This is a genomic window from Arachidicoccus rhizosphaerae (assembly GCF_900107765.1).
GTDB classification, from domain to species: domain Bacteria; phylum Bacteroidota; class Bacteroidia; order Chitinophagales; family Chitinophagaceae; genus Arachidicoccus; species Arachidicoccus rhizosphaerae.
Genome location: NZ_FNQY01000028.1, coordinates 19367 through 45319 on the forward strand (window position 1 = coordinate 19367; position 25953 = coordinate 45319).

Annotated in this window: 19 protein-coding genes; 5 read left to right on the forward strand and 14 right to left on the reverse strand. The window is 43.4% G+C overall.

The window, feature by feature from the left end:
• Positions 1–297 precede the first annotated feature (297 nt).
• The 3 genes from BLU80_RS16800 to BLU80_RS16810 all read left to right on the forward strand — a co-directional run bounded on the left by BLU80_RS16800 (position 298) and on the right by BLU80_RS16810 (position 4231).
• Positions 298–1161 (forward strand): AraC family transcriptional regulator, encoded by an 864-nt coding sequence (locus BLU80_RS16800; RefSeq protein WP_091400796.1) that lies wholly within the window; start codon positions 298–300, stop codon positions 1159–1161.
• A gap of 178 nt (positions 1162–1339) precedes the next feature.
• Positions 1340–2077, forward strand: coding sequence for a siderophore-interacting protein (locus BLU80_RS16805; protein WP_091400798.1), 738 nt, complete (start codon positions 1340–1342; stop codon positions 2075–2077).
• Positions 2078–2257: 180 nt separating this feature from the next.
• Positions 2258–4231, forward strand: a complete 1974-nt coding sequence (locus BLU80_RS16810; protein ID WP_091400800.1) for a glycoside hydrolase family 9 protein — start codon at positions 2258–2260, stop codon at positions 4229–4231.
• A gap of 44 nt (positions 4232–4275) precedes the next feature.
• On the opposite strand, the gene BLU80_RS16815 is transcribed toward BLU80_RS16810, so the two are convergent.
• The 7 genes from BLU80_RS16815 to BLU80_RS16845 form a co-directional block, all read right to left on the reverse strand.
• A complete protein-coding gene (locus tag BLU80_RS16815) occupies positions 4276–4851 on the reverse strand; it encodes a helix-turn-helix domain-containing protein (RefSeq protein WP_091400802.1) in 576 nt (191 codons plus the stop codon).
• Positions 4852–4950: 99 nt separating this feature from the next.
• On the reverse strand, positions 4951–5562 hold the full coding sequence (locus BLU80_RS16820; protein ID WP_170831271.1) for an LOG family protein: 612 nt from the start codon (positions 5560–5562) through the stop codon (positions 4951–4953).
• Positions 5563–5650: 88 nt separating this feature from the next.
• Positions 5651–7168 (reverse strand): pyridoxal phosphate-dependent decarboxylase family protein, encoded by a 1518-nt coding sequence (locus BLU80_RS16825; RefSeq protein ID WP_211481890.1) that lies wholly within the window; start codon positions 7166–7168, stop codon positions 5651–5653.
• 317 nt (positions 7169–7485) lie between these two features.
• A complete protein-coding gene (gene msrB / locus BLU80_RS16830; RefSeq protein ID WP_091400844.1) occupies positions 7486–7953 on the reverse strand; it encodes a peptide-methionine (R)-S-oxide reductase MsrB in 468 nt (155 codons plus the stop codon).
• Positions 7954–8221: 268 nt separating this feature from the next.
• On the reverse strand, positions 8222–8719 hold the full coding sequence (locus BLU80_RS16835) for a GNAT family N-acetyltransferase (RefSeq protein ID WP_091400803.1): 498 nt from the start codon (positions 8717–8719) through the stop codon (positions 8222–8224).
• A 251-nt stretch (positions 8720–8970) separates the two neighbouring features.
• A complete protein-coding gene (locus BLU80_RS16840; protein ID WP_091400805.1) occupies positions 8971–9495 on the reverse strand; it encodes a hypothetical protein in 525 nt (174 codons plus the stop codon).
• 288 nt (positions 9496–9783) lie between these two features.
• Complete coding sequence (locus BLU80_RS16845) at positions 9784–10638, reverse strand: isocitrate lyase/PEP mutase family protein (RefSeq protein ID WP_091400807.1); 855 nt, start codon at positions 10636–10638, stop codon at positions 9784–9786.
• 169 nt (positions 10639–10807) lie between these two features.
• On the opposite strand from BLU80_RS16845, the gene BLU80_RS16850 reads away from it, so the two are divergent.
• Positions 10808–13402 (forward strand): glycoside hydrolase family 20 protein, encoded by a 2595-nt coding sequence (locus BLU80_RS16850; RefSeq protein ID WP_139188188.1) that lies wholly within the window; start codon positions 10808–10810, stop codon positions 13400–13402.
• A gap of 66 nt (positions 13403–13468) precedes the next feature.
• The gene (locus BLU80_RS16855) at positions 13469–14200 is read left to right on the forward strand and encodes a DUF1345 domain-containing protein (protein ID WP_091400811.1); all 732 of its coding nucleotides are present in this window, start codon (positions 13469–13471) and stop codon (positions 14198–14200) included.
• An 81-nt stretch (positions 14201–14281) separates the two neighbouring features.
• Here BLU80_RS16855 and BLU80_RS16860 read toward each other — a convergent pair whose 3' ends face one another.
• The 7 genes from BLU80_RS16860 to BLU80_RS16895 all read right to left on the reverse strand — a co-directional run bounded on the left by BLU80_RS16860 (position 14282) and on the right by BLU80_RS16895 (position 25856).
• Positions 14282–15469 (reverse strand): glycoside hydrolase family 88/105 protein, encoded by a 1188-nt coding sequence (locus BLU80_RS16860; protein ID WP_091400845.1) that lies wholly within the window; start codon positions 15467–15469, stop codon positions 14282–14284.
• A gap of 332 nt (positions 15470–15801) precedes the next feature.
• Positions 15802–16596 (reverse strand): nucleotidyl transferase AbiEii/AbiGii toxin family protein, encoded by a 795-nt coding sequence (locus tag BLU80_RS16865; protein ID WP_394331873.1) that lies wholly within the window; start codon positions 16594–16596, stop codon positions 15802–15804.
• Positions 16597–16737: 141 nt separating this feature from the next.
• A complete protein-coding gene (locus tag BLU80_RS16870) occupies positions 16738–16929 on the reverse strand; it encodes a hypothetical protein (RefSeq protein ID WP_091400815.1) in 192 nt (63 codons plus the stop codon).
• Between the two features lie 212 nt (positions 16930–17141).
• Positions 17142–18122 (reverse strand): glycerophosphodiester phosphodiesterase family protein, encoded by a 981-nt coding sequence (locus BLU80_RS16875; protein ID WP_091400817.1) that lies wholly within the window; start codon positions 18120–18122, stop codon positions 17142–17144.
• Between the two features lie 57 nt (positions 18123–18179).
• Complete coding sequence (locus tag BLU80_RS16880) at positions 18180–20753, reverse strand: phosphocholine-specific phospholipase C (protein ID WP_244518992.1); 2574 nt, start codon at positions 20751–20753, stop codon at positions 18180–18182.
• A gap of 389 nt (positions 20754–21142) precedes the next feature.
• Positions 21143–22714 (reverse strand): RagB/SusD family nutrient uptake outer membrane protein, encoded by a 1572-nt coding sequence (locus tag BLU80_RS16890; RefSeq protein ID WP_091400820.1) that lies wholly within the window; start codon positions 22712–22714, stop codon positions 21143–21145.
• 46 nt (positions 22715–22760) lie between these two features.
• Positions 22761–25856, reverse strand: coding sequence for a SusC/RagA family TonB-linked outer membrane protein (locus BLU80_RS16895; protein ID WP_091400822.1), 3096 nt, complete (start codon positions 25854–25856; stop codon positions 22761–22763).
• Between the last annotated feature and the right edge of the window lie 97 nt (positions 25857–25953).

Sequence of the window (25953 nt, forward strand, 5' to 3'; positions counted from 1 at the left end):
TGAGCAATCCAATTAACGACCCGGCCTTTCCCAGCCTCTTTACCTTCAGGGATTTAGCAATACGATGTTACCACATTTATTAGGGCTATCTCTGACGCGTCCATTTAGACTGTCTTATATTCATGAAATTATCTTAAATATTTTGATTAATTTTGCCCTCATCTTAATAAACAACAAGTTTAATCCCTCTTAAAAAGCGGTAACGGGGATTGATGATGTCAGCCGGCAATTTGGTTGTACAATTAAACAGACAATATTTTCAAGACCAGCTTTATCAGTAAAAAAAGGATATATCCAGTGCCCGTCAAACAAAAAATAGCCGTCCATCACCATTTACCGGATTTAGTAAAATCCGGTATGATGGTGATGCGCTTTAATAATGATGAACTGACCGGCCAGGATATTATATTTGAAGCACACCGGGATACACATGCCCTATTTAATTTCGCCACATCCGGAAAATGCAGCTTCCTGTTGGATTTTAAAAAACATCAACTGGAAGGTCCTGTATTGCTGATGATTTTTCCGGGCCAGGTCCATCAGATTGAACACTGTACCGAAGTTAGTGGCTATAGTATCGGATTTGACCCGCTGCTGATGAACCCGGAATTGACTAAAACTTTAGAGTGTATATTCAAGGAACCTTTGCCGCTGGAAGCAGGCACTCCATTTTATAAGGAATTATGTCAGTTGCTGGATTTACTCTACACCATGTTTGAAAAAGCCAGTGGCAGTGAGCAGACCGCTGCTTTCCAGAGCCTGCTGATAAGTCTGTTGCAATGGACTGCAGGCCAGTTAAAGCCTTGCTGCTCCTGTCAGTCACAGATTTCAGACCGGGCCCGCAAGATTGAGGCAGACTTCAAATCTCTGTTGCAGGAGCATTATATCAAACATAAAAGACCTAGCTTTTACAGCGAAAAACTCAATATATCCACCACGCATCTGGGGGACACATTAAAATCATTAACCGGAAGATCCATCACCCAGCATATTCAGGAACTCAGCTTCCTGGATGCAAAGCGCTATTTATACAATACCGATTTATCCATTAAGGAAATCTGTTTTCTGGTTGGCTATGATGATCCGGTGCATTTTGGCAAACTTTTTAAAAAGCATTGCCAGCTGACGCCTGTTGAGTTCAGAAAACAAATCCGAGAATAAGACTACTGTTCCAAGGACTAGGCCTATTTTATTTGTTCTGTGTTTTTTTACTTTGCATCAGTCAAAAAAAGTAACAGGCTGTTGTTAACCTGAGAAAGCCAATAAATCCTTTCGACCAGAAAAACAAAGTTACCTGCAACGGCCATACTAATTTAGTAGCAAGTAATAAAATAACACTATGCCAAACGTACCTAAATGGATGGCAGATTTAATGGAAACTGCCCTCAGTTCTAAAATGCCCGTATTTGAGGTTGTCGGTGCTGACTGGATCAGCCCTGAAATTCGCTCGGTGGTATTCAAGGGCGATCTTCAGAAGCTGAAGTTAATGCCGGGCTATGCGGTATCCTTCAGGGTTAGTCCCACTGCCTTCAGAAACTATACACCTGCCTTCATAGATCCACAGGAAAATATATTTCAGATTCTGGCCCATATACATGGGAAAGGCCCTGGTGCCAGATTTTTTGCAGATCTTAGCCTGGGTCAGCAAATTCCAGTCAGTATGGCCCGCGGCAGAAAGATTCAGGAGGCCGCAGCGCAATATTTTTTATTCGGAGATGAAAGTACGGTTGGACTGGCTTGTATCCTGCAGGCCCATTTCCAGCAGCTTGGGAAACATTTTTCAACGCTCTTGCACCTGGGGCAGTCTCAGAACGATCTGCCGGCAGCGCTGGGACTGGGCAGTTATGAATTGGTACAAAGAGAAGCGGAATCCGACAACAAGTCTTCCATGGTCAGTGCTCCTGGATTTACCATTCTGGATGCGGCGGTCATGCCTAAATGGAATGATGCACAGTTTATCCTGGCTGGTAATGGCTTATATATTCAGCGAATCAAAAAAGAATTACTGGGTCTTGGTATAGACCGCAGAAGGATACATGCCGAGCCGTATTGGGTCCCTGGTAAAACGGGCCTATGACCGGACCCGTGATTTTGCCCCTATTTGCCAGGTGGTTTCTTCAATTAAACGATAACAATCGATAGATTTTCTTAAATTGCGGTAGCGGACATACACAAACAAAGTTAAGGGCAGCTGGACGCTGGTACTGCCTTGCCTTCATTTGAGTTCAGCCACTAAAAAATAGAAATCTGTCGGAACATGGAAAATGGAAATCGCAGCAATCATCCGGTAAACCTTACACCTAAATCAGATAAAACAGGCAGGCCTGCTTCCAAAAAGTATTTTTCCCGCTACTCTTTTTTCAAATACCTTAAAACGCATGGTTCAGCACTGGGCTTTCTGCTGTTTTTCAGTTTGCAGGTAATCCCGCAGATAAAAGCGCAGTTTTTGAGTGCGGACGCGCCAACAGGCGGCATCCGACTCAATCAAATCGGCTTTGGTACCGAGGATACAAAAATTGCCATCTTAGACAGCTATTTATTTCCGGGGCAACGCAAACCGCCCTTTTACCTGATTGCGCTGAATCAATTTGCAGACACTGTTTACAGCGGACAACTGGAGCCTACCGGCACAGACATTTACAGTAAGAAAAATAATTTAGTGGCTGACTTTTCAGGTTTTACAAAATCTGGTCATTATTATCTTTCTATTCCGGGACAGGGCACGTCCTACCCTTTTATCATCAGCCACAATCCGTTTACAGACCTCTTAAAAGGTGTCATCAAAGCCTACTATTATAACCGTGCTTCCATGGCCATTACCGCACCTTATGGCGATAAATGGATCAGAAAAGCCGGCCACCCCGACACAGCAGTATATATCCACCCGTCAGCTGCCACTGAAAGCCGACCTGCCGGCACCCTGCTACAGGCACCCGGTGGCTGGTATGACGCCGGAGATTACAATAAGTATATTGTTAATGCCTCCATTACCATGCACACACTAGTGGCCACACTTTATGATTATCCCGGGTTTATATCACAGCTGAAAACTGCTATTCCGACACAGGTTTCAGCTACAGGGGAAAAGCTCCCCGATTACCTGACGGAATTACTCTATAACCTTCGCTGGATGATGCAGATGCAAGACCCCGATGATGGAGGTGTTTATCATAAACTAACTTCTGCGGGTTTTGATCCGATGGAACTTCCTCAAAAAGATAAAGACAAGCGATATGTAGTACAAAAATCAACGGCCGCCACGCTGGATTTTGCTTCTGTAATGGCTATTTCCGCATGGGTATTGCATCAAACAGGCTACGCTGATATGCTACCCGGCTTAACGGACAGCCTCATGAATAAGGCCCGCATGGCCTGGCAATGGGCCGTTAAGCATCCCAATATAATATATGATCAGGATGCACTCAATAAGGCATTCAAACCCAAAATAACCACAGGCAGCTATGGTGATAAAAAAATCACAGACGAGTGGTATCTGGCAGCAGCCTGTATGTTAATTGCCACCAAAGACTCGGCTTACCTACCTTCGGTAAAGCAGTACACTCCCAGCAGTTTAACAGTACCTTCCTGGAGTAATGTTGAAACCATAGGGGCTGTTTGGCTCAGTAAAATTCAATCAACAGATTTTAAAGATTCAAGAGTAAATGCCCCCTGGGAAACAACGCAACTGGAAGACATCTCAAAGCTGCAGCATCAGGCAGCTGCTCAAATCCAGTCACTCGCCAATCAACTCATCAATCAATCCAATCCGGGCTTTAAAACAGTGATGGGTGGTAGAATGAAGGATTTTAACTGGGGTAGCAACAGCAATGCAGCCAATCAAGGCTGGATTCTAATGACTGCCTACAAGCTAAGTCAGCGACGCACCTTCAGAACAGCCGCCCTGGGTAATCTGGATTACCTACTGGGTCGCAACCCTACTGGTTATAGTTTTGTTACCGGTTTCGGCTCACTCTCACCCTTACATCCACATCATAGAATCAGTATCAGCGATGAGGTAGATGCACCAGTCCCGGGCCTTCTGGTAGGTGGGCCAAACCCTGGCAGACAAGACGGCGTTAAAGGCTATCCAGTTGAAGAAAACAGGCCGGACATGAGTTATCTGGACAATGATCAGGCATTTAGCGTCAATGAAATTGCCATTAACTGGAATGCGCCTCTGCTCTATTTAACGGCTGCCATTGAGGCTACCGAAAAAACAGCAAAGTGGTAAAACCTATTTTGACAGCAGCAGGCTTCATCAGTTGCAGCATATATTTAATTTACACAAACTGACCATACGAGAACACCGGGCTCTTTTACTTCCCAGTCGCTGGCTTCCTTAGGGATGTCAGACCAGTTCACAGACTTTTTAGCTGACTTATTACTCTGTATGCCTGATTTATTAAATTCCCTGGCCTTGATTAATAAATCGGCGATCAACTGAAAACGCCTGCCCTCTATTTGGAACTGTTCCGAGGCTTCCTGTAAAAGCTGCAGCATTTTATCAAATAACGAGGCAACGTCCTCAGGCTCATCCTGGTTGCTTTGTTTGATTTGCATGACCTGTAAAAGTGCCAGTCTTCCGGCTTGTTGATCAAATTCCTGAATAAGTGCCACATCAATTCCCAGGGCCTGAGCAACCAGAGCCCGGTTTTTGAGCATAATATTGGCCGCGCTTTCCATTTTGGAAACCCTTTTTTGCGACCAACGCTCACCCATTCTAATCCCCAGCTCTTGCTGGGTCAGTCCAAAGAAGGAGCGAAGCCGCTTAATATTTGCGCCGTGATGTATCTTACTTTTTGGGGCGGACAACTGTCCGGATGGTCTTTTGCCTAGAGATATGGGTGTCATGGTCGGTCAATTTAGAATGAGTAAATACCTGACACAAATATAATAAACTTTTAAACATGATTAGCAAATAAAGATAAATTTTTTAGCTTTTTACACTATTCACATTTTATCTTTAAGGGAATCCTCTTCTGACTGAATCCATTTTCCCACTATAGGAGCCTCATAACGCTGCATTTTATCCAGCAGGCCGTTAATGGAAGTATCCACCAGCAACATATCCTGATTTTGCTTTTTCAAAAAACCTTTATCCACCATTTTCTGACACAAAGCAATCAGTTCATCGTAAAAGCCGGCTGTATTTAAAATACCCACGGGTTTTTTATGCAATCCTAATTGCCCCCAGGTCAGCATTTCAAAAAGTTCTTCCATCGTGCCAAAACCGCCTGGTAGCGCAATAATGCCATCTGAGAGTGCATCCATTTTGGCTTTACGCTGATGCATCGTATCTACTACAATTAATGTTGTCAGATGTTCATGGGCGATTTCAACGGATTTTAAAAATCCGGGAATCACCCCCACGGCCTTGCCTTTGGGATGATACTCAAGAACACCATTAGCGACAGCACCCATCAGGCCCACTTTGGCGCCGCCATATATCAGGCCAATTCCTCGTTTTGCCAGTTCAGTGCCCAACGCGTAGGCCTGTTCCATATAAATATTATCCTGCCCGCTGCTTGAACCGCAAAAAACGGTGATATTCTGTAATTGCATAAAAATTAAAAAATTGATTGTAAAAATAATCTGGTGTTGAATAGATTTGATTGTAAGAACAGCGATGAGCCGGCACCAAGTGCCATCCTTAGGATTTGTATCTTCCCAGGGTTTGCATAATAACAGTTTGGATATGTAGAATATCAGCCGGACTGGTTTGCCAATTGACAAAGGAAGCTCGGATGGCAGTTCTGCCTCTGTATACAGTGGGACTCATAAAGACTTTACCTTCCAGGTTGAGTTGATATAAAAATTTTTCAACGCTCTTATTTTCGTCTTCCAGGTGAATCGAATCTCTTGAATTCGCGCTTAAGGTAAAGCATATATTATTCAGACGCGTCGGGGCTACCAGCTCCAGTTCCGGCTGCTGCTCTATCCAGTCTGATAACGATTTTGCCTGAGCAATACTGTTTTCCACAATGGCCTGGTAGCCCCTTTTCCCATAACTATTTAGGGAAAACCAGGCAGGTAATGCCCGAAACCTTCTGGAATTCTCTGGTAAAAAATTCAAATAATTGAACTTTTCTAAAAGACTATCACCCGATATTTCACCCAGATAAGGTGCATTGGAGTTTCTAAAGGTATTATAGGTGGCCAGATGGTGTGTTTTTTGAATAAAGAATATGCCGCTGTCATAAGGCACATTCAGCCACTTATGTCCATCAATCGTTATAGAGTCCGCCTTTTCCCATCCCTTAACCAGATGTCTATGTTCCGGACTGCAGGCTGCAAAAGCTCCGAAAGCACCATCAATATGCCACCAGAAATTATATTTTTCTTTTAACGCCCCGATTTGTTCAAAATCATCAAAATCAACGGTATTTACCGTACCTGCACTCGAAATCAGAATAAAAGGCTGACCATTTAACTGCTTTATTTTATCTATCAAATCTTCCATATCCATTATTTCCCGGTCCCCCTTACTAACTTTAACCTTTGTAAGGTTTTGGCTGCCCATACCCAGCATGGAAAGACATTTAATACTGGATGAATGCGCGGTGGCGGTCAAAACAGCAATATCCTGTCTGAGCCCATCTAGTGCAATATTAAGTCCTTTTTGCGCTCCCCACCACTGTCTTGCCGTACCCAGACAAGTGAAGTTACTCATGGTAGCCCCCGTCACAAAGCCCCCGATCAATGAATCCGGCAAACCCAGCAGCTCCCTTAAAAGCCCAATGGTAGCAAGTTCCAGTCTTGCGGAAACATCACCCTGCCCCGTTACAGCCTGTGTATTCTGATCCCAGACCGTTGTCAGCCAATCGCCCGCAAGGGCAGCAGGCGTTACCCCCCCTGTCACAAAACCCACATAACGCGGTCCGCTGGATCCAACCAAATGTGGGCTCCAGTTTTTTTTAAAATCTGCCAGCACCTGCTGGAGCCCCAGTCCGTTTTCCGGAAGTCTCTGAAAGGCTGGCAGGGGCAGCGCAGCCCCAACGCTTACCGGATGTTCCCGCATGGCTTCCAGATATTGGCGGGCATCTTCTTTAATTTGATTTAAAAGCCCTTCCCAGTCCGTGGGCGCAAAGCTGAGCGGGTTATTGAAATTTGTTGACAAGAGACTTTCCGTAATCTTGGAATCTTTATTGGGATCTTTTGCGACTGACATGAGCTGTATTTTGTATGGACAAAGATAAAAAAACAGCGGCAAAGGCCATCTTTAAGTAAAAGTCACCAATCGAACTTTAATTAAAAAACGGCCATAACATCCGCCAATTCTTCTGTACGGTCTACCCACGATAAGTCCGGTAAGCTTGGCAAGACCTTTTTATGATTAAGTAATGGCATTTAATGAGACATCCTTTTGTGAGCACAATACCTCAGATTCATTTGTTCAATTGTAAAAAATCACAGCCGGGAAAATGCTCATTTTTACTGAACTTTTCCCGGCTGTACCTCTTTTTGCATTACAAACAATATTAAAAATTAACGGTGCGGCTCAAAATCCAGTGACACAGAATTCATGCAATATCTTTTATACGTAGGGGCCGGACCGTCGTCAAAAATATGTCCAAGATGTGAATGACACCTGGCACACTCTACCTCAATACGGTGCATGCCATGTGAATAATCTTCCTTGTAGATAACCGCATCCTTTCTGTCCGTCTCAAAAAAACTGGGCCATCCGCATGAACTGGCAAATTTAGCATCCGAATCAAAAAGCTTATTCCCGCATACTGCGCAATAATAAGTTCCTCTTTGATCGGCATTCCAGTACCTACCTTTGAACGGAGCCTCCGTTCCCTGCTCCCGGGCAACATTGTATAAATCCGGTGGCAAGATTTTCTTCCACTCTTCATTACTCACATGCAATACCGCTGTATCTGTCCTGGAGTAATAAGGATTATTTGCATGTTCACTTGTCCCTTCTTGCATTGTTTTATTATTTTCCATATTATGATTGTTTTTTCCCTGCCCTGCACAGCCAGACACAGTCAATAGTACAGTGGCAAATAGCAGTGGGACTTTACAAATTTTTACGAATCGGGACATCACCTGAAAATTATTATTCATTGTAGCTTTAAGCTTAATTAGATTCTATCCCACAATGTACGACTATTGCTGCTAGCAAAATCTTAAAAAACTATTTAACCAACGCAGATTCGCCGTATTATCTTTTCACCGTTTACATTTTTAATGAATATATAAAGCCCTTTTTTAGTTACAATAACAGGCTCATGACTTCTCCTGGCAGACCATCTATTTCTCCTACAAACTCAGAAACAAAGCCTGCCCCAACGAGAATTTTCCTGGAAGCTTTATTCTGGGGATCTAAAATAGCTTTGACCCGGGTTAAAGTCTTTTGTGCGCCGGCGGTTTCCAACAACCTTCTGGTAGCTTCAGTGGCGATCCCCTTACCCTGGTATGACTCGGTCAACATAAAGCCTATCTCAACTTCCTTATCATCAGCAGTTTCCAATACCAGTTTAGCCAGACCAATAAATTCCTGATTCTGCTCATTTATGATTTTAAAATTTCCAAAGCCAGGAGCAATGCTGTTTTGTTGCAGGACTTTTTCAAAATGAACTTTACTCTCGGCCTCACTCAACGCGCTGCCTGTAATCATCTCCATCACCCGGTCGCTCTGGGTCAGCAACCTGAAATCTGCATAATCACCCTGCCCAAAGGGAACTAAAATAAATGGAATAGAAGCTGCCATATTGATGTTGTTTTATGGGTAAAGCTTATATTGTTCTGTTGAAGATGACTCATCTTTTGTCATCAGGATACTTCCTGATATCATAGCCGAACCTGGATTAAAAATAAGGTTTATTATAAAACTTTCAAAGAAAACCTAACAGTTGTTTATAAAATTCAGATCAGGCTTTAAAAATTAAATAGGCCCGCCTGAGGCGGGCCTATTGTTATGCATTGTTTTTAAGAAACTTTGAATAAATTACTAAAGGACGCTTAGTCTTTTTTGACAGCATCTTTTACTTTTTCAGCACCTTCAGAAGCAACGTGACCAACCGCCTGAGCACCTTTTTTCACGCCATTTCCTACTGCTTTTGCACCGGTAGCAGCACCTTCACCGACTTTACCGGCTACCTTTTTGGTACCATCCCAGGCTTTCTGTACGCCTGATTTACCGTCTTTACCAGCTTGTTCAGCAGCGGCCTGCGCCTGTTGGGCTTTATCATGTGCATCCTGACCCAGTTCATGCGCTTTTTTATCCGCCTTATCAGCAGCATTGCTTACTGCAGCACCCGTTGCAGCGGCAGCAGCCGTTGTCGCGGCGGCGGCATCGGTAGCAGCCTGATTTACAGCAGCGGCAGCCGTATCTACTGCGTCAGAAACGGTATCCAGCGCACTTGAATCAGCTGATTGTTCCACGTTGGTGGAATCAGCCGTCTGATCTGAAGACTGATTAGAGCCACAGGCAAACATAAAAGTACTGGCGCAAACGGCAACGAGTAATCCATTGATTTTTTTCATGATATTCTTTTTCTTGTTTTTACAATTTAATTTTTTCTTTAATCCTCCTAAAGCGGTTTATTAGCTTTAGGTTGTCGTTCAATAACAAAGTTTATACCAAGAGATCAGCGGTAGCCCTGACCTGGTATATCCCATCTCCAAAACTCGACCAATCTTCCATTTTTCTATCTGAATCCCGTTTCTATTATGACCAATAGCGGTGCAGCTGATTTATACAATAACAAACGCTCAGAAGGCTATAACTATATTGATTATTAATACATTGAAATAAACGCGCCTATTTTGGTTTTATCTGCCTGCCGGTTTGTCATTTACCGCTTTTGCAAACAGTTCGTTATATTCTGCATGCTGCAAAGTCGGCACAAATCCATCCTGTTTATCTCCAGGCAAAAACTGACTGGCAGTTTCCTGCAAATAGCCGTAGGCGACTCTAAATAAACCTGAGCCCAGGCTGATTCTTTTAACTCCGATATCTTCTAATTGTTTCTGACCAAAATTATTTTGTTCTAAAGATAACAGTACATTTACAGGCTTCGGGTTTACGGCCTTTACAAGTGTTTCTATGTCTTCCAGGGTTCTGATACCGGGTGCAAATAATACATCCGCCCCCACCTCTGCATAGGCCACCAACCGGTCAATCGTATCTTTTAGATCCGCTTTACCATGAAGATAGTTTTCTGCTCTGGCGGTCAGCATAAAAGGCTTATTTAAAGCCCGAACTGCTTTAACAGCGGCCTTGACTCTTTCTACTGATAATTTAAAATCATAAATGGGCTGCTCGGCAAGACCGGTCGCATCTTCAATAGAAGCCCCGGATAAACCGGTAGCGGCTGCCAGTTTTATCGTAACCGCGCAATCTTCCGGAAGATTGCCAAAACCATTCATCAGATCTGCGGAAACAGGAATGGAAGTATTGTCTAATATCTGCTGGGCATTTTTAAGCGCATCTTCCCGACTAACCCTGCCTGGGTCATCAGGCTTTCCAATAGAGAAAGCCATACCGGCACTGGTGGTCGCGATTGCGTCAAAACCCATATTTTCTAAGAGACGGGCAGAGGCCCCGTCCCAGGCATTGGCTAATACAAATATCCCGGGACGATAATGTAGTTCTTTAAATCGGGCCGCACGTTGCAAGTGATTCATGCTAATTGCATTTAAAGTGAGCCATATCGTTAGAGGCCGCCGACTATGATAAACGGCAAATCCTTCAATAAAAGTACTACTTTTACTGCAATTGGAAAAAGAATTTCCAATTGCAGACGCTCAAATTGTAATTACAACTAGAAACAGCAATATTCACATTTTCATTAATATGAAATCTTCCATCTTCCGCTCTTTCTCTGGTCTATTAAAAACGCTGACCTGCAAAAGGACCAGACATTTAACTTGCACTACTTCCGCCTTATTAATAATCGTTCAGATTTCTTTGGCTGCACCAGCCTTTAAAAATAACAGGCCAGATGGCTTTTTAGATAAAATAAAAGATTCGACCTTTTCTGATACCCTTCAGCCGCTGAGCTATGATTTGGTTCCAAAGCCGGTTATGATTGAAAAGGATCCGGATGAGGGCTGCTTTCTTCTGAGTCTGACAAAGGCAGCATCCGATTCTGCTAAGATTTATATAGAAGTTCCAAAGCAATGGCGCGGTACCGCTGAACTGCTGGCAGATAACTGGCTGCTGCCCGCCTCCACCGTCACCATCATTTCAGCACTTACTGAAAAAGCCGGCACTTCTAATATAAATAATATAAGCAATAAGACAATCCACAGACAGCAAAACAGGAGCTCCGACAAGACGTATTTATCTAAAACGAGACGTATCATTTTCCAGCAGCTTTCCAGTGCGCAGCTCGGGAAAATGATGGAGACGGCCTTAGCGCATAATAAAAATACGACCTCCCCTCGGGATGTATCTGTCATGCAGAGCCATATTGAGCAGGCGTATGTCCTAAAAGTCACCTCCAGAGAAATTATAATCCAGGCTGCTGCTGACAAAGGAGCCCTGAATGGCATGTTTACCTTACTGCAATTACAAAAGCTTCAATGGGATAGACACCGCGTTCCTGCAGTAACCGTTTATGATTATCCCCGCTATAGCTATAGAGGACTAATGCTGGATGTCAGTCGTAACTTTTTCCCGCCCATGTATATTAAAAAGCTGCTGGATCTGATGGCTCTTTACAAAATGAATGAATTTCACTGGCATTTAACCGACGGCGCCGGCTGGCGTCTGGAGATAAAAAAATACCCTTTACTCACCTCACTGGCCGCATTCAGGCCAGAAGGCCCACAGACTAAATGGAGTCAGAATGGAAGACGTTATGCCAAACAAGGAGATCCTGAGAGCTATGGCGGTTACTACACCCAGCCGGAAGCTAAAGATATTGTAGCCTACGCCGCTCAAAGGGGAATTAATATTATTCCGGAAATTGAATTTCCCGGACATGCGGAAGAACTGTTACATGCCTATCCCTTTTTATCGGCCACTGGTTCTGCTAAAGATGTCCATGAATTGAACGTCTGCAGTGACAGTACTTATACCTTCATGGAAAATGTTCTTACAGAGGTAATGTCCATCTTCCCTTCTACTTATATCCATATAGGTGGTGATGAGGCTTCAAAAAAGTCCTGGCAGGACTGCGCCCAATGCAAGGAGCTGATGCAAAAAAGTCAGATCAAAGATTTAAATGGTCTGCAGAGTTATGGCATTCACCGACTGGAAAAGTTTTTAAACCAACACGGCCGCCAGCTATTGGGTTGGGATGAGATAACCCAGGGTGGACTGGCTCCAGGCGCTGCCGTAATGGTGTGGCGTAATCCCCACACAGCGATCCAGGTGGCAAGAGCAGGCCATAAAGTCATACAGGCAACCAGTAAATACCTTTATCTGGATCATTATCAATCTGATCCCATGACAGAACCTGAGGCCATAGGCGGGTATATTCCATTGTCCAAAGTCTATGCCTTTAATCCATTGCCGGAAGACAGCCTTAGCCTTTTCCAGCAAGCAAACATGTTGGGAGTTCAGGCCAATTTATTCACCGAATGGGTGCCGACTATGGAGCATGCTGATTATATGCTTTTCCCAAGAGCACTGGCACTGGCAGAAATCAGCTGGACACCGCATGGTCTGCAGGATTTTCCCGATTTCTTAAAGAGAATGCAGCAACAATATCTGCTATTACAAAGAGCACATGTCAATTATTGCAGACCCAGGCCTGTGGTTTTGCAAGATCAACAGGTCGACCGGGAAAATCAGCAAATTATTGTCTCCCTCTCCAGCGAACTGTATCAGCCAGAAATTTATTATACAGTGAATGGCGAGGACCCTGTAAAATCAGGTAAGCGCTACACCTCCCCTTTTGCCATCAAAGGCCACGCCCTGGTCAAAGCGGCGATTTTATCGCAAGGAATAAGACCAGAGGAAATTTCCCGGGCGATCACAGACAGTTTCACCGTGGATTACCACCGGGCAATCGGCAAAAGAGTAATATACAATGCACCTTACGCTAAAAGCTACCCGGCTGCAGCAGATGCGACTTTAACGGATGGCATCACCGGTTCATTAACCTATAGCGATGACCGTTGGCAAGGCTTTTTAGGTAAACAAATGGATGTCACAGTGGATATGGGCAGTGAAACACAGCTCCGGAGTCTGGACATTCGGTTTATGCAGCTAACCGGCCCTGGCGTATATATGCCCACTGAGGTAAAGGTCCAGCTTTCCGGCGACAATCAGCATTTTACGGATGTCGGCAGTGTCAAGACCACCACTCCCGCCTCACAGGACCGTCTTCGCTTTGAAAACTACCATTTTAACCTACAAGGTAAAAAAGCACGGTATGTCAGACTGATCGCCCCGCATGACCGGGGGTTCTTATTCACCGATGAGATTAAAATTTATTAAACAGTAATTTATCTGCCCGGCTTTATACTGGGAATATTTTGCCGTAACTTTATTGAAAACGAAGTGATGACAAATCCGGCACATTCCGCTAAGGACAAAAATTTCCCTGTCAAAAAAGAAGGTAGGACAATCAGACTTTCAGGCACAGCCAAACTAGGTATAAGTCTGGGCCTGGCCCTATTATTTTTTCTGTTAGTAAAAGTACCCAAGACCGCACATCTGGTACTTAGCTGGGATGTGTTTTGCCTGAGCCAGATTGTACTGATATGGCTGGCGATGCTTACAGATTCAAAATCCATCAGAAAAGAAGCCCAGCATGAGGATAGCAGCCGTAGCTTTATTTTTATCCTTTCTTTGTTTGCCGCCTTATTTTCTATTTTCTCTGTCGTACAAATGGTCTTATCGGCTGGCACAGGCGAACTCTACAAAGCCCTCAACCTGATCAGCTGCCTCAGTTGCATGGTGCTTTCCTGGATCCTGGTCCATACCATCTTTACGGTCCGGTACGCGCATTTGTATTATGCCAGAGATAATGCCAGAAAAGACAAGCATGCCGGCGGACTGGATTTCCCCACACACCCTGAGGATAAGCAAAACAACGTGAATCAATGGCCGGATTTTTTGGATTTTGCCTATTTTTCCTTTACGCTCGGCACCACTTTTCAGGTGTCCGATGTGGAAATATCCGATAAAAAAATCAGGCGAATCGCCATGGTTCACGGCCTTTTTTCCTTTGCATTCAATGCCGCAATTATTGCACTCAGTGTAAATATCATTTCTGGGCTTATAGAGAAATAAGCAGGGAGAAGCTTTAAAATCCTTACCGCGAGCACTGCAGGCGATAGCTGATTTTCTGTATATAGCCCCTCTATATTAAGGCTATTTCCCTTTTTGCGTCGGGGTCTCTTCTTTAGGATTCAAATCCTTATGCAAGGCCATCATTTCTTTGCCGGCCAGTAAAAAGGCGCCTACGGCATATAATTCAGTATCATCATAATTTACATAACCCGGCGCTGCGCCTATTGGTTGCGCAAATCCAAGCATACCATTGGGGTGCAGACACCCAACCAATGCCTCCCAGGCTCTGTCTACTGTGGCCGTATACTGGCTGGCATCTAAAATACCATGGTTAATCCCCCAAGCCATGGCGTAACAATAAAATCCGGTACCACTGGTCTCTTTGCCTGGATAACTGGCCGGATCCAAAAGGCTTGCGTGCCAGGTTCCATCGGCCTGTTGTAACCCAGCAATCCTGCTGGCCATATCCCTGAACTGGGCCACCCAGTATCTTCGATCCCAATAATCTTCCGGCATATATTCCAGCACTCTTGCAAGGCCTGCCAGCACCCAGGCATTCCCTCTGGACCAGAATACCTTTTCTCCGTTTTTTTCTTTTTGGGTAAAATAACGGCTGTCCCTAAAAAATAGTCTTTCTTTATTATCGTAAAGGTAATCAGATGTTTTCCACCAGAGTTTATCCACCAGATTCATATAGTTGCGGTCACCGGTAACGCTCGCCAGCATGGCAATAGGGGGCGGCCCCATAAAAAGAGCATCGCACCAGGCCCATTCTCTAAGACCAATATTATTTTTCCATTCCAAAGACTCCGTATGCGGTCTGTTTTTTAGCGTATCAGCCAGAGACTTTAAATCCGCAATTCTATTTTGATCCTTTTTTAAAGAATAGAGCTGACAATAGAGTTGCCCAATGCAGTAATTATCCGCATGATACCGGCTTTTACCGTCCTTTAGCTTCCACTGCAAGGAATCTGCCACTCCTGTTAAAAAATTCAGAGTGGCTGTATCCTTGGAAACATCCTGCCAGGCCAGCAGACCTGTATATAGTGCAGCACTTGTCCAATCACCCATCGGGTGACGCCAGCCTTTGTGTTTAATGGAATCCATCTGCCATACAGCAGCACGCTGCATGTTGGCATAAATGCTTTTGGACGAAGGACCGTTAATGACTGCACCGGACGAATATAAGGAGGCGGTTTTGCAGCCTGCCAGTACGACGATTGCCATAATAACCACGGAACTTGTCAGGAATAAAAATCTGCTTTTCATAAAGGTATAGATCGTTAAATTGAACAGATTTGGCGACAGGGTATCAAAATTAGCGTTTAAAGGACTGCTATACAGCCACAATTATCCCCTAATTAGACATATTTTGGTTGGTTTCCCATAAAATACCTGTCCCCTGTGCCCTGCAAAACTAAACAAAGTATACTGGCTTTACAAATTTCTGGTTACAAGCGCCCCAAACTGCCTGTTTTGCTCTCCCGCACAAAGATTCCCTCCGGCCTCAACGATTCCCCCCTTACACGCTACAATAAAAAGACTTTACTGATACCAATCATCCCTTTTTTACGAATGGCAGATACTTAAAGCTAATATTATTATATGGCCGTCTGTACAACGTCCGTCAGATGCTTTGATAATCCATTGCCTGTTAATGGGCGCTCTGATTCAGAATGCTGGCTGCAGTCTTTTAATCTGGGCCACTGAATTCCGTTAAACCACTGATTGATTTGCTGTATTTTTCCGACCAAAACCGGAAAGTCCCACTGCTGGTCGAAGATGACCTCTTTTCTGAGTTTTCTGTAATCATCCATTAAAGGGCCCAATAGATTCAGAGGCGGAATAAAACATAGCTTTTTAAAGGAGCAGCCTCTAAAAGAAGTGGTAGAGATTTTGAGCCATTCATTACGATGGCGTCGCAATCGGTTGAGTAAATTTTGATCCATACGGTCGGTCGTAGTACTCACTAGTTCAAATAACTGGACAATATCATATAAATGCCTGGCAGTACCTATTATTTTATAAGACGCCGGTTCTTCAATCCTGTAAAGTTCATGCAGTAAAAGCATTTTCTCCAGCAGGCATTGCATGGCTGATACACTACGAACCTTAAATCCTGTACCGGCCGCCTGAACAGTTTGTGGTCCTGTATAATAACTGAGTAAATCCTGTTGAATACTACTTACCTGACAAAGCACAATGCCCAGAAAGCTGCACCTGATTTTTATAATACCTTTCGGGTTATGAATTCCTCCATAAAGGCAGGGATATTCCACATAAATATCTCTGATCGGCTGAGCTTTTTGAGTGTCAGCCAGAAAGCCTGCCCTGACCTCCACCTGCACGCCCGTCTTAAGTAAGGCCTTTTGTAGTTTAAATTTTAACTCCTTCACCAGTATTTTCTCTACAAAATCACAGCCTTGCCGTTGGATATTCTGTAAAAATTCTAAGGAAGGATTTTTGGGAGCCCGGCATCCCAAAGCCGCCTGTGCTACAAGAATATCTATATTCCTGCTTAAAGCCGGTGCAGTCCTTCAATGGTTGCGTACACTCCTGGACCCATGTAAGGTTAAATACTCGGCACTGGGTATTTCAAAGAGTGCCTTAAGCACAAATGACTGCCACCAATCATGTTCCAAAAGATGCTGGGGAATTCCGGAACGGGTGGTCGCAATTTTAAGTTGCTGTTGGCGCTCCTCTTTTGAGGCCATTAAAAACTGTTGCATGTTTCTACTTTTAAATTAATAAAAAAAAATACATACACAATTTAATGGCAGATTACTGTTTAAAACCTGACATCCAGTACATTTTATTTTTTAACATATATCCCGCCTTTTTGGCTGAAAACCCTTTCCCCTATTTACTTTCAAGTGTTTTCGGCCAGAAACTCCAACTACTGCCAGGAATGAATAAAACAAAATATGGCCACCGGTCGTTCTTATTTGAGCTGACTATAAAGGTTAGGATAATCCGTGATTAATCCATCCACGCCCATATCCTTTAAACTTTGCAATTCGCTGAGGGTATTGGGTGTCCAGGGGATGACTTTTACACCCTGTTTATGAAATCCGGCTATCAATTCCGGAGTAACGATATGATAATCAGGAGAAAATATGGTTGGAGTAAACCCTAAGGTATTGATATACCCCTGAACAGTATTGGTGTCCTTATCCCCTACCAGATAGGACGTCTGCATATCCGGAAAAGAATCATGGACCATCCTTAGCGCTCTGACGTCAAAGGATTGAATCATGGTTCTTTTGGCAATTCCTTTGTCTATTATAATGTGCAAGGCCTTGGACACATAAGTACCCAGATCAGGATAATGTACGCTGTCCGCCTTGGGGCTGGTCTTTAATTCTATATTATAAAGATTGATATGATTTTTCTGTTTGGCATAGGCCTCAACGGAGTCAATTAAAACGGTAAGTAAGGGGCGAACGGCAGGAATTTTCCTTTGTTTGGTGAAATTAGGATACGGTTTTAAGCCTACGTCATATTTGGCAATAGAATCATAGGTCATATTAAAAAGAAGCCGGCTCAACCCATCCTTTTTATTCATCGTTTCTCCTTCCGGTGTCAGACAGAAATCTGCGTTAAAATAAGCATCATGGCTCACTACGATCTGACTGTCTTTAGACATCTGGAGATCCATTTCCAGGGTACAGTTATAATCTATTGCATTTTTTTCACTGGCGATCGTATTTTCCGGCATAAGCCCTCTGCCACCCCGATGCGCCTGGGCATCAAAACCGCTTAATGGTTTATTAGTCGCTGACGAGGTGCAACCTGACAGCAAGCTGACCGTAAGAGGTAAAATAAGCGCGCAGACCGCATAGGATAAATTATTCTTTATGCGGCTGCCTGCTTTAGGTGTCTTCCCTTTTACAGGAAAGGATAGGTTAGTATTATGACTCATATTTTCTATATTTAAAGCACCAGATACCTTTGCAACTGGTCTCAAAAAATGCTTAATTTAAACGCTCCCCAGCTGAGCATCTGAGACGGACTCTTTGCCCGTCTCCACCCTGCCGGCAAAATGCCTTTCAAAACTATCATTACCGGAGACTTTTATCACAAAATCATACCAGCCACCTGAGTTTTTTACATCCATTACCAATTCTGCATTCCCCTGCTGGGCAATCCTTCTTTTGATGGGAGATTTACCGTATGCCTTGTCTACGATTTCCAGTTCATGAGAGAATGTCCTGTCGGTATTACTAATTTTTATTATCAGATTACCCGTAAGACTTCTTGTCATCATACGTTTAGTCTCATAGCTTAGGCTGATGGTAAGCCCAGGATCTTTGAGGGATCCTTTCAGTCCTCGGTAAAAGCCATTGGGACCATAAAGTCTTAAATCATACTGCTCTTTCTGAAAACCATTTAATGGCCAGCTATGTTGCAGACTATTGCCGGCAGTCAGGGCAAAATGCCAGACCCTTACCGGATCAAAATCCCTGGTATTGTTTTTTTCTGCTTCCCAGCTCAGATATCCGCCATGAGCATAGGCCATAAATGGAGCCCCAGCAGACTGATCAGCGAAGATCTGATTGCCTGCTTTCATGTTTATGGTAACCGATCCGCCCACCTTATCTAACTGCCCTTCCGCATAAAGTTCATAAGGAAGCGCCAATGAAGGTCTTGAGCCCGGTTCCTGGCGTGGCCGCCATTCGGACTGCCCAGGATTAGTTTTAAAAGTCTTAATATCATTGCTATCCAATGCTTTATAACCTTTAGGTGCGTCTTTAAATTTTGCATTGTAAATACGTTGAACAAACTGGTCCCGATCCAGGAATGGCAGTTTTTCTTTACCTGCTTTTTCAAATTTAGTAAAGGCTGCCGTCAAATCGCCACAAATGGCACGCCGCCAATCGGTAATAGTTGCCTGATGCAATTGCTTCCCAAACTTCTTAGCCACAAATTTTTCGATAAATTGTAAAGGCGAAGTATGATCCAGCACCTGAGAACAGACTTTACCACCTCTGCTCCAGGGTGATGCAATAATCATAGGCACTCTGAAGCCCAACCCAATTGGGCCTCCTCGCGCACCTTTTTTATTAATTCCGTCACGGAGTTCATTTTTCAACCTAACCTGTTCAGCTGCAGTTTCTTTAATATCACTGGTCACTTTTCCTGTCATCGGATTCTCTGGGTCGGGAGCCACATAAGGTGGCACATGATCAAAATAACCATCATTTTCATCGTAGGTTAAAATAAAAATGGTCTTTTTCCAGACTTCCGGATTCTTGGTCAGAATATCTAAGATCTCAGAGGTTAGCCAGGTGCCGTACCAAGGAGCACTTGGATGGTCAGAAAAATTTTGAGAAGGGACCAGCCATGAAACAGTTGGCAATTGGCCGCTGTCGACATCTTTTCTGAATTGATAAAGGACATCCCCGGCAGGAACTTCGACTTCCCTTTTAACGCCGCCGTCTTTATAATTCAATTGTACAAGGTCACGGTACTTAGGATCCTGATTATTAATAACAAAAGCATTGTTATATAAACCTTTTTGATAATCAGAAAGTTTTTCAAACCGGTCCCTGGTCCAGCGTCCCACCTGCTGCTGCGCATCTGCCAACACTTCTTTTTTCTTGGCAATGGTAGCTCTGGCAGTGTCCCACTTATCAGAATTCTCTTGTAGGTTACTCAGACCACCTTCCAGCTCCTTTATTTCTGATTGCAGTTTTTCCACGCGTATCTGGACAGTATTCAGATAGCCTGGCTGATAACGCAAATTAAATTGTGACAAAAACTCCAGCGGGTTGCAGCCAAAATTAGAGAGCCACGCACGTTCATTACCTTTGTATCCGCCCACTGATGACAAATCATTTTGATAAACTTTCCAGGAAATACCCAGCTCCTGAAGATTTTCAGGCATGGTTTTCCATCTGGCTTCTCCCCATGGAATATCATTGCGGATATAAGTTTTGGAGTCACTATTTTTTTCTTCTCTAATCGTTCCGCTCCATAAATATAACCTGTTGGGCCAGGTACTGGTCATAGCAGAACAATAATGCTGATCACAAATCGTAAACGCATCTGCCATCGCATAATTAAAAGGAAGGTCTTCTCTTATGTAATGCCCCAGCGTCAATGGCATATCCTTATACTGTGGATTGTCGGATTTCTTAGCCTCCAGCCAACCGTCATATTTACTTAAATTGTCTGCATCAACCTGGCTTGCTCTGGAATGGGGAATAGACCCCATCCAGGTAATCTTACTATCTGCTATACTAAATCGAAAAGGGGCATAAGTTTCGCCCTTCTTATTGGTTTGTAACCAAACCGGATTACTATCCGGTAATGTTATGGCTCTTGGGTCATTAAACCCGCGCACACCTCTCAGTGCACCAAAACAGTGATCAAAAGCCCTGTTTTCCTGCATCAAAATAACAATATGTTCTGCCTGATAAAAATCACTTCCTTCTTCAGGGTCTATAGACAAGGCTTTTTTTATAGAAGCTGGAACAGCGGAAGCCACCCCGACAGCGCCAGACAATAACATAGCTTTTTTTAAAAATTCTCTTCTTGAGTCCATCATCATATTTATTTAAAAAATACCACCTGTAGTATAGCTGTAGCAACCCATAGCTTTTTAATCTTCAATTTGCGAATTGAAAGATAAATATACAATTATTTATACGTTCTTCTCTTAGCTTTAAAATTGTTTTACAATTTAATCATATTTCATTTTTTATACACTGGCGCGTAATAAAAACCTAAGTGCTTTATTATGAAAACCGAACCTTTCTCAGATTAAATTTTTCTTACCTTATCATCAGAATGCCCGGCATTTATAAAACCTGGCAGGACAAAATGGATACCCGCCAGCTGTCAGTTACACCTGCTGTCTTTTTAAGGACAGCTGGCAGATCACTACAGGCAGGCAGGCCTCCCATTTAACTCATCTACCCCTTGGATCTTACCTGTATACTAATAACCAGCAGATTGTTCCAGATTTGGGTTGAGATCCTTTTGTACCTGCGGAATAGGCCACCAGTAATCTCTGGCCGGATCAAAGGTCCGGGTTTCGATGGCACTATGATTATAGGTATAAATCTTCTGATTCAGCTCTGTCTCGGCCGTCTTCCATCGCCTTATATCATTATAATAGAGCGCTTCACCCGCAAATTCTATGCGTCTTTCCAGATGAATAATGTTGCGCATGGAATCCTGTGTATAAGTACCTGTAATTTCCGGCATTCCCGCCCTGTTCCTGATCTGATTCAGGGCAGACAATACTTTATCATCTGGTCCAGAGACTTCATTTCTTGCCTCAGCATACATCATCAGTATATCCGCATATCTGAGTACGATAAAATTAGTATACGACTGCCCTCCCTTTAAATCTGAAACATCAGAAGAAGCCGTTTCTTTATCATACACCGTATATTTTTTCATGCCATATCCGGTGATTGAAAACCGTGTATTAGTTACCGGTACTCCCATAAAAGTATCGCCGGGGAATACGATAGTCGCGTAAAGCCTGGGATCTCTGTTTTTATATGGATCACCGGCATCGTATCCGCTATTAGGGTTGTTGATAGCAAGACCATTATCCATTTCATAAGCCTCCGCCAATCCCAGCAAAGGTGCATTGGTATTATACTGCCGTCCAATCAGATCAAATGAATTACCTAAATCAGGATAAATAAACTGTACATCAAAAATCACTTCTTTGTTATTTTCATTTTCGGGCAAAAACAGGCTTCTGTAATTACCGAATAAACCATACCCTGCCTGAGGAGCAGCATCTATAACAGCCTGTGCGGCATCCTCAGCTGCCTGCCATTTCTCCTTGCTATTATCTGTATTGAGCAGTGGACTGGCTTCATATAATAAAATCCTTGCTTTTAAGCTCATGGCAGCACCTTTGGTAGCACGCCCCTGATCTGCCGAACCATATTTAAACGGTAGCAGACTAGACGCACTATCCAGATCTTTTAATATTTGATTCACTACTTCAACCCGGTCCGTTCTTGGCAGTTCCGCCTGTGTACTCACATCTGGAGGATCCAGAATTAACGGAATACCACCATAATAATTCTCCAGATTAAAATAATAAAGGGCTCTTAAAAAATAGACTTCTCCCCGCATCCGGGCATAATCATCTGCATCGAGCGGCACCTCGCCGGCGTGTGCTAAAAATGAATTACAACGTCCTATTCCTGCGTAACAGTTCTGATAGCGGGTTGGAATTATCCCCTCACTGGAGGCTTCCTGCGTCCCCTCAGCAATCGCATTAAAGCCCATGGAGTTACTATAGTTATATGCATTCGGGGATGCCGTTTCCTCCCAAAGCGCAGTGGCCTCTCCACCATACATACCTGAATAAGTCAGTACTGCATAGCAGCCGGTGAGTGCGGCGTCAACCGCAGCTTCTGATTCCCAGAAATTACCTTCCACGTATTTATTATCGGGAGAAGTATCCAGTAAGCTTTTACTGCAACTACCCAACAGCAATATTGCTGATGAAAGGACCAGTATTATATTTTTGAATTGCATGACTACAAATTTTATTGGTTAATATTTAATCTCAATTACGACTTATCTAAAATGTAATCTTAACGCCTCCACTAAGCGTTTTTAACATCGGATAATGATAAAGGGAAGACACATTTAAAGTTGTCTCCGGATCATAATCCTTGTATTTAGAGAAAGTCAGATAATTTTCTGCATTAACATATATAGTAAACTGAGAAATCTTCACCCTGTTCAGCCATTTAGCCGGCAGTTCATAAGCCAGCTGGATATTTTTCATCCGCAGATAAGAGCCGTCTCTTAACCAAAAATCAGAGGCCTTAAAATTATCATCTCCGTCCGTGCTGGTGGTAACAATAGGCAGCCTGGCACCTGTATTTTCCGGGGTCCAGGCATCCTTGGCCCACCGCCAGGTAGCTCCCGCTCCGTTATTAAACGGAAAAACAAGATTCCCTTCCGGATAAATCTTAAGTCCCCCTACTCCCTGGAAAAAAGCACTCAGGGACAGCCCCTTATAACCAAAGTCCAGATTAAAACCATAGGTATACTTCGGCATTGCTGAAGAGGATTTTATGATAACTCTGTCATCAGCGTTAATTACACCGTCATTATTAACATCCCGGTATTTAATATACCCCGCTTTTGTACTAACTGACTGAAAAGGGCTGTTAGCCACTTCTTCATCACTTTGAAAAATGCCGATGGCATCCAGAATATAATAAGAATCAATAGGCAGACCCTCCTTGGTAATGGTGGCCAGGTTGGTATTATAGCTATATAGAATCTGACCATCAATATCCACCACTTTGTTTTGATTAAAGGAGATATTGCCATTCACACCATAGTTAAAGTCTCCTATGTGATCATGATATCCCAGGGTCAGTTCCACACCTTTATTATCCATCACACCGATGTTTTGCTGTGGTCCTGTCAAACCACCTACCTGATCGGGAATATCTACAGCACGAAGGATATTGGAAGTTCTTTTCTTGTATACATCCGCTGAGAAGTTTAAACGGTGATTCAATAACTCCAGATCCAGCCCTACATTATAATTAGTGGTCGTTTCCCAGGTGATGGTTGGATCCGTATAGGCGGTAGCGGCAGCACCGGAAGCAAGTGTTCCTCCGAAACTATAATTTCTGCCCAGGTTAATGGAGTTCTCATAACTGTACAAGGGTACCGCCTGGTTACCTACCTGTCCATAGGAAGCGCGAACTTTTGCCAGGTTTACCGTATTTTTCCAGGGAAAAAAGTTTTCTTTATCTAAACGCCAGCCAGCGGAGATACCGGGGAAAGAGCCCCAGCGTCTACCATCCGCAAACCGGGAAGAACCATCTGTGCGGAGAATGCCTTCTAAAAGATACTTACCTTTATAATCATAATTCGCTCTGCCAAAATAAGAAATCAGTACATCCGTGGTGGAATTACCTCCCGTTGCATACCGCTCTGTACCGGCATCCAGCGCTGTCAGCGTTGCATCCAGATAACCTGTCATGGAGGCATCAAAATTTTTGGTTTCAAAATGATCATAGCTGGTTCCCACCATTAAGCTCAGATGATGATCGCCAAAACTTTTATTCCAATCCAATGTCTGGTAAAAATGTTGATTCAGATTATTGTAATCAGTATTAGAGGATCTGGGTGCCGTGGAAGGACTGTTCCAATTAATATAGGAAGTCGGTATTTTGGGATTCCAGGTTTTTACCTGGGGTGTAAATTCTTCCAATAAACCATCATATTTATCAATCCCGAATTTAATATTGTAGGTCAGGTTAAAGGGCAATTTATAATTTGCAAAAACACTGGTTACAAAGCGCTGTACCGTTTTATGGCCATAGCCGGTATACGCGATCATTCGTGGATTTTCCCAGTTATTTCTGCCCGGCGTACGCATCCAGGAATTTCCAAATCTGCCATCAGACAGCGTATCTGTTAAAATAGGCAGGGAACGCATCAGATAACTCCAGAAACTGGTATAAAAGGGCTGGGTATAATTTCTATAATAACCATCCAGCGTCATCCCTACTGTCAGCCGTTTGGACACTTTAAAACTGGTATTTAATCCGATAGAATATTTTTTCTCATGATTGCCAGGCCCTATCATAATCCCATTTCTGTCTAAAAATCCTAAAGACAACCGGTAGGAGGCTTTATCGTTACTCCCGGATATACTCACATCATGTTTTTGAATTCTTCCGTTTTTTAAAGCAATATCAAACCAATTACTGGAGGGATAGGTAATTGGATCCGTTTTCATTCCCGCTTCATATTCGGCGATCTCTTCATCAGAGTAATCTACGGCATCCTTACCTTCATTAATCAGGGCCTGATTTTTAAGTTTCATATATTCAATTGGATCCCAGATAACATCGGGCATGTACGTATAATTTTGTACGCCATGGTAAAAATTGTAATTGATTTTAGCCTGTCCGTGACCCGTTTTTGTGGTCACCAGAATCACACCATTTCCCGCTCTGGACCCATAAATGGCCGCCGAGGCATCTTTTAAGATGGTAACAGTGGCAATATCATTGGGATTGAGCTCATTTAAATCATATTCTACCCCATCTACCAATACAAGGGGATCATTGTCATTTAAAGTTCCAATACCTCTGATTCGTATCGTTGCCCGGTCTACTCCCGGTTGGCTGTTGGAAAGATTCACAAATAGGCCGGGGACTCCATGCAAGGCGTTGCTGGCGTTGGTGATAGGTTGTCCCTCTTTTTTGGTCATATCTACTGCTGTCACGGCTCCGGTCAGATTAACTTTTTTCTGTGTCCCGTAACCAACAACCACGACACTAGTCAAATCATTCGCATCTTCCTTTAATGCGATGACGCCTACTGAGCTACTTTGAATAACCAGGCTTTCACTCAGATAACCAATCATGGTTACATTAAGAGAATCTCCCACATTGGCTGCAATGGAAAATCCCCCATCACTACCAGTAAGAGTATTTGTATTACTACCCGTTAAATGCACAGTAGCTCCTGCCAGCGGAGTCTGATCCTTAGCAGACACCACTATGCCTTTAATCTGAGATTGAGCAAAGACCATTACCGAACAAATAGAAAAGCCAATTAACAACCCCAGACGCCATTTAAGCAAAGAACATTGCATTTTGAAGCATCCGGGCCTTTTCCTGAAAATTGTAAATACCATAATTTACGCTTTAGGGTTTAATAGAGAATGTAAAAGCACAAGTGATGTAATAATTTTTTTCTTAAGAATCAAAATTTTAGGTGCATACACGTGAATA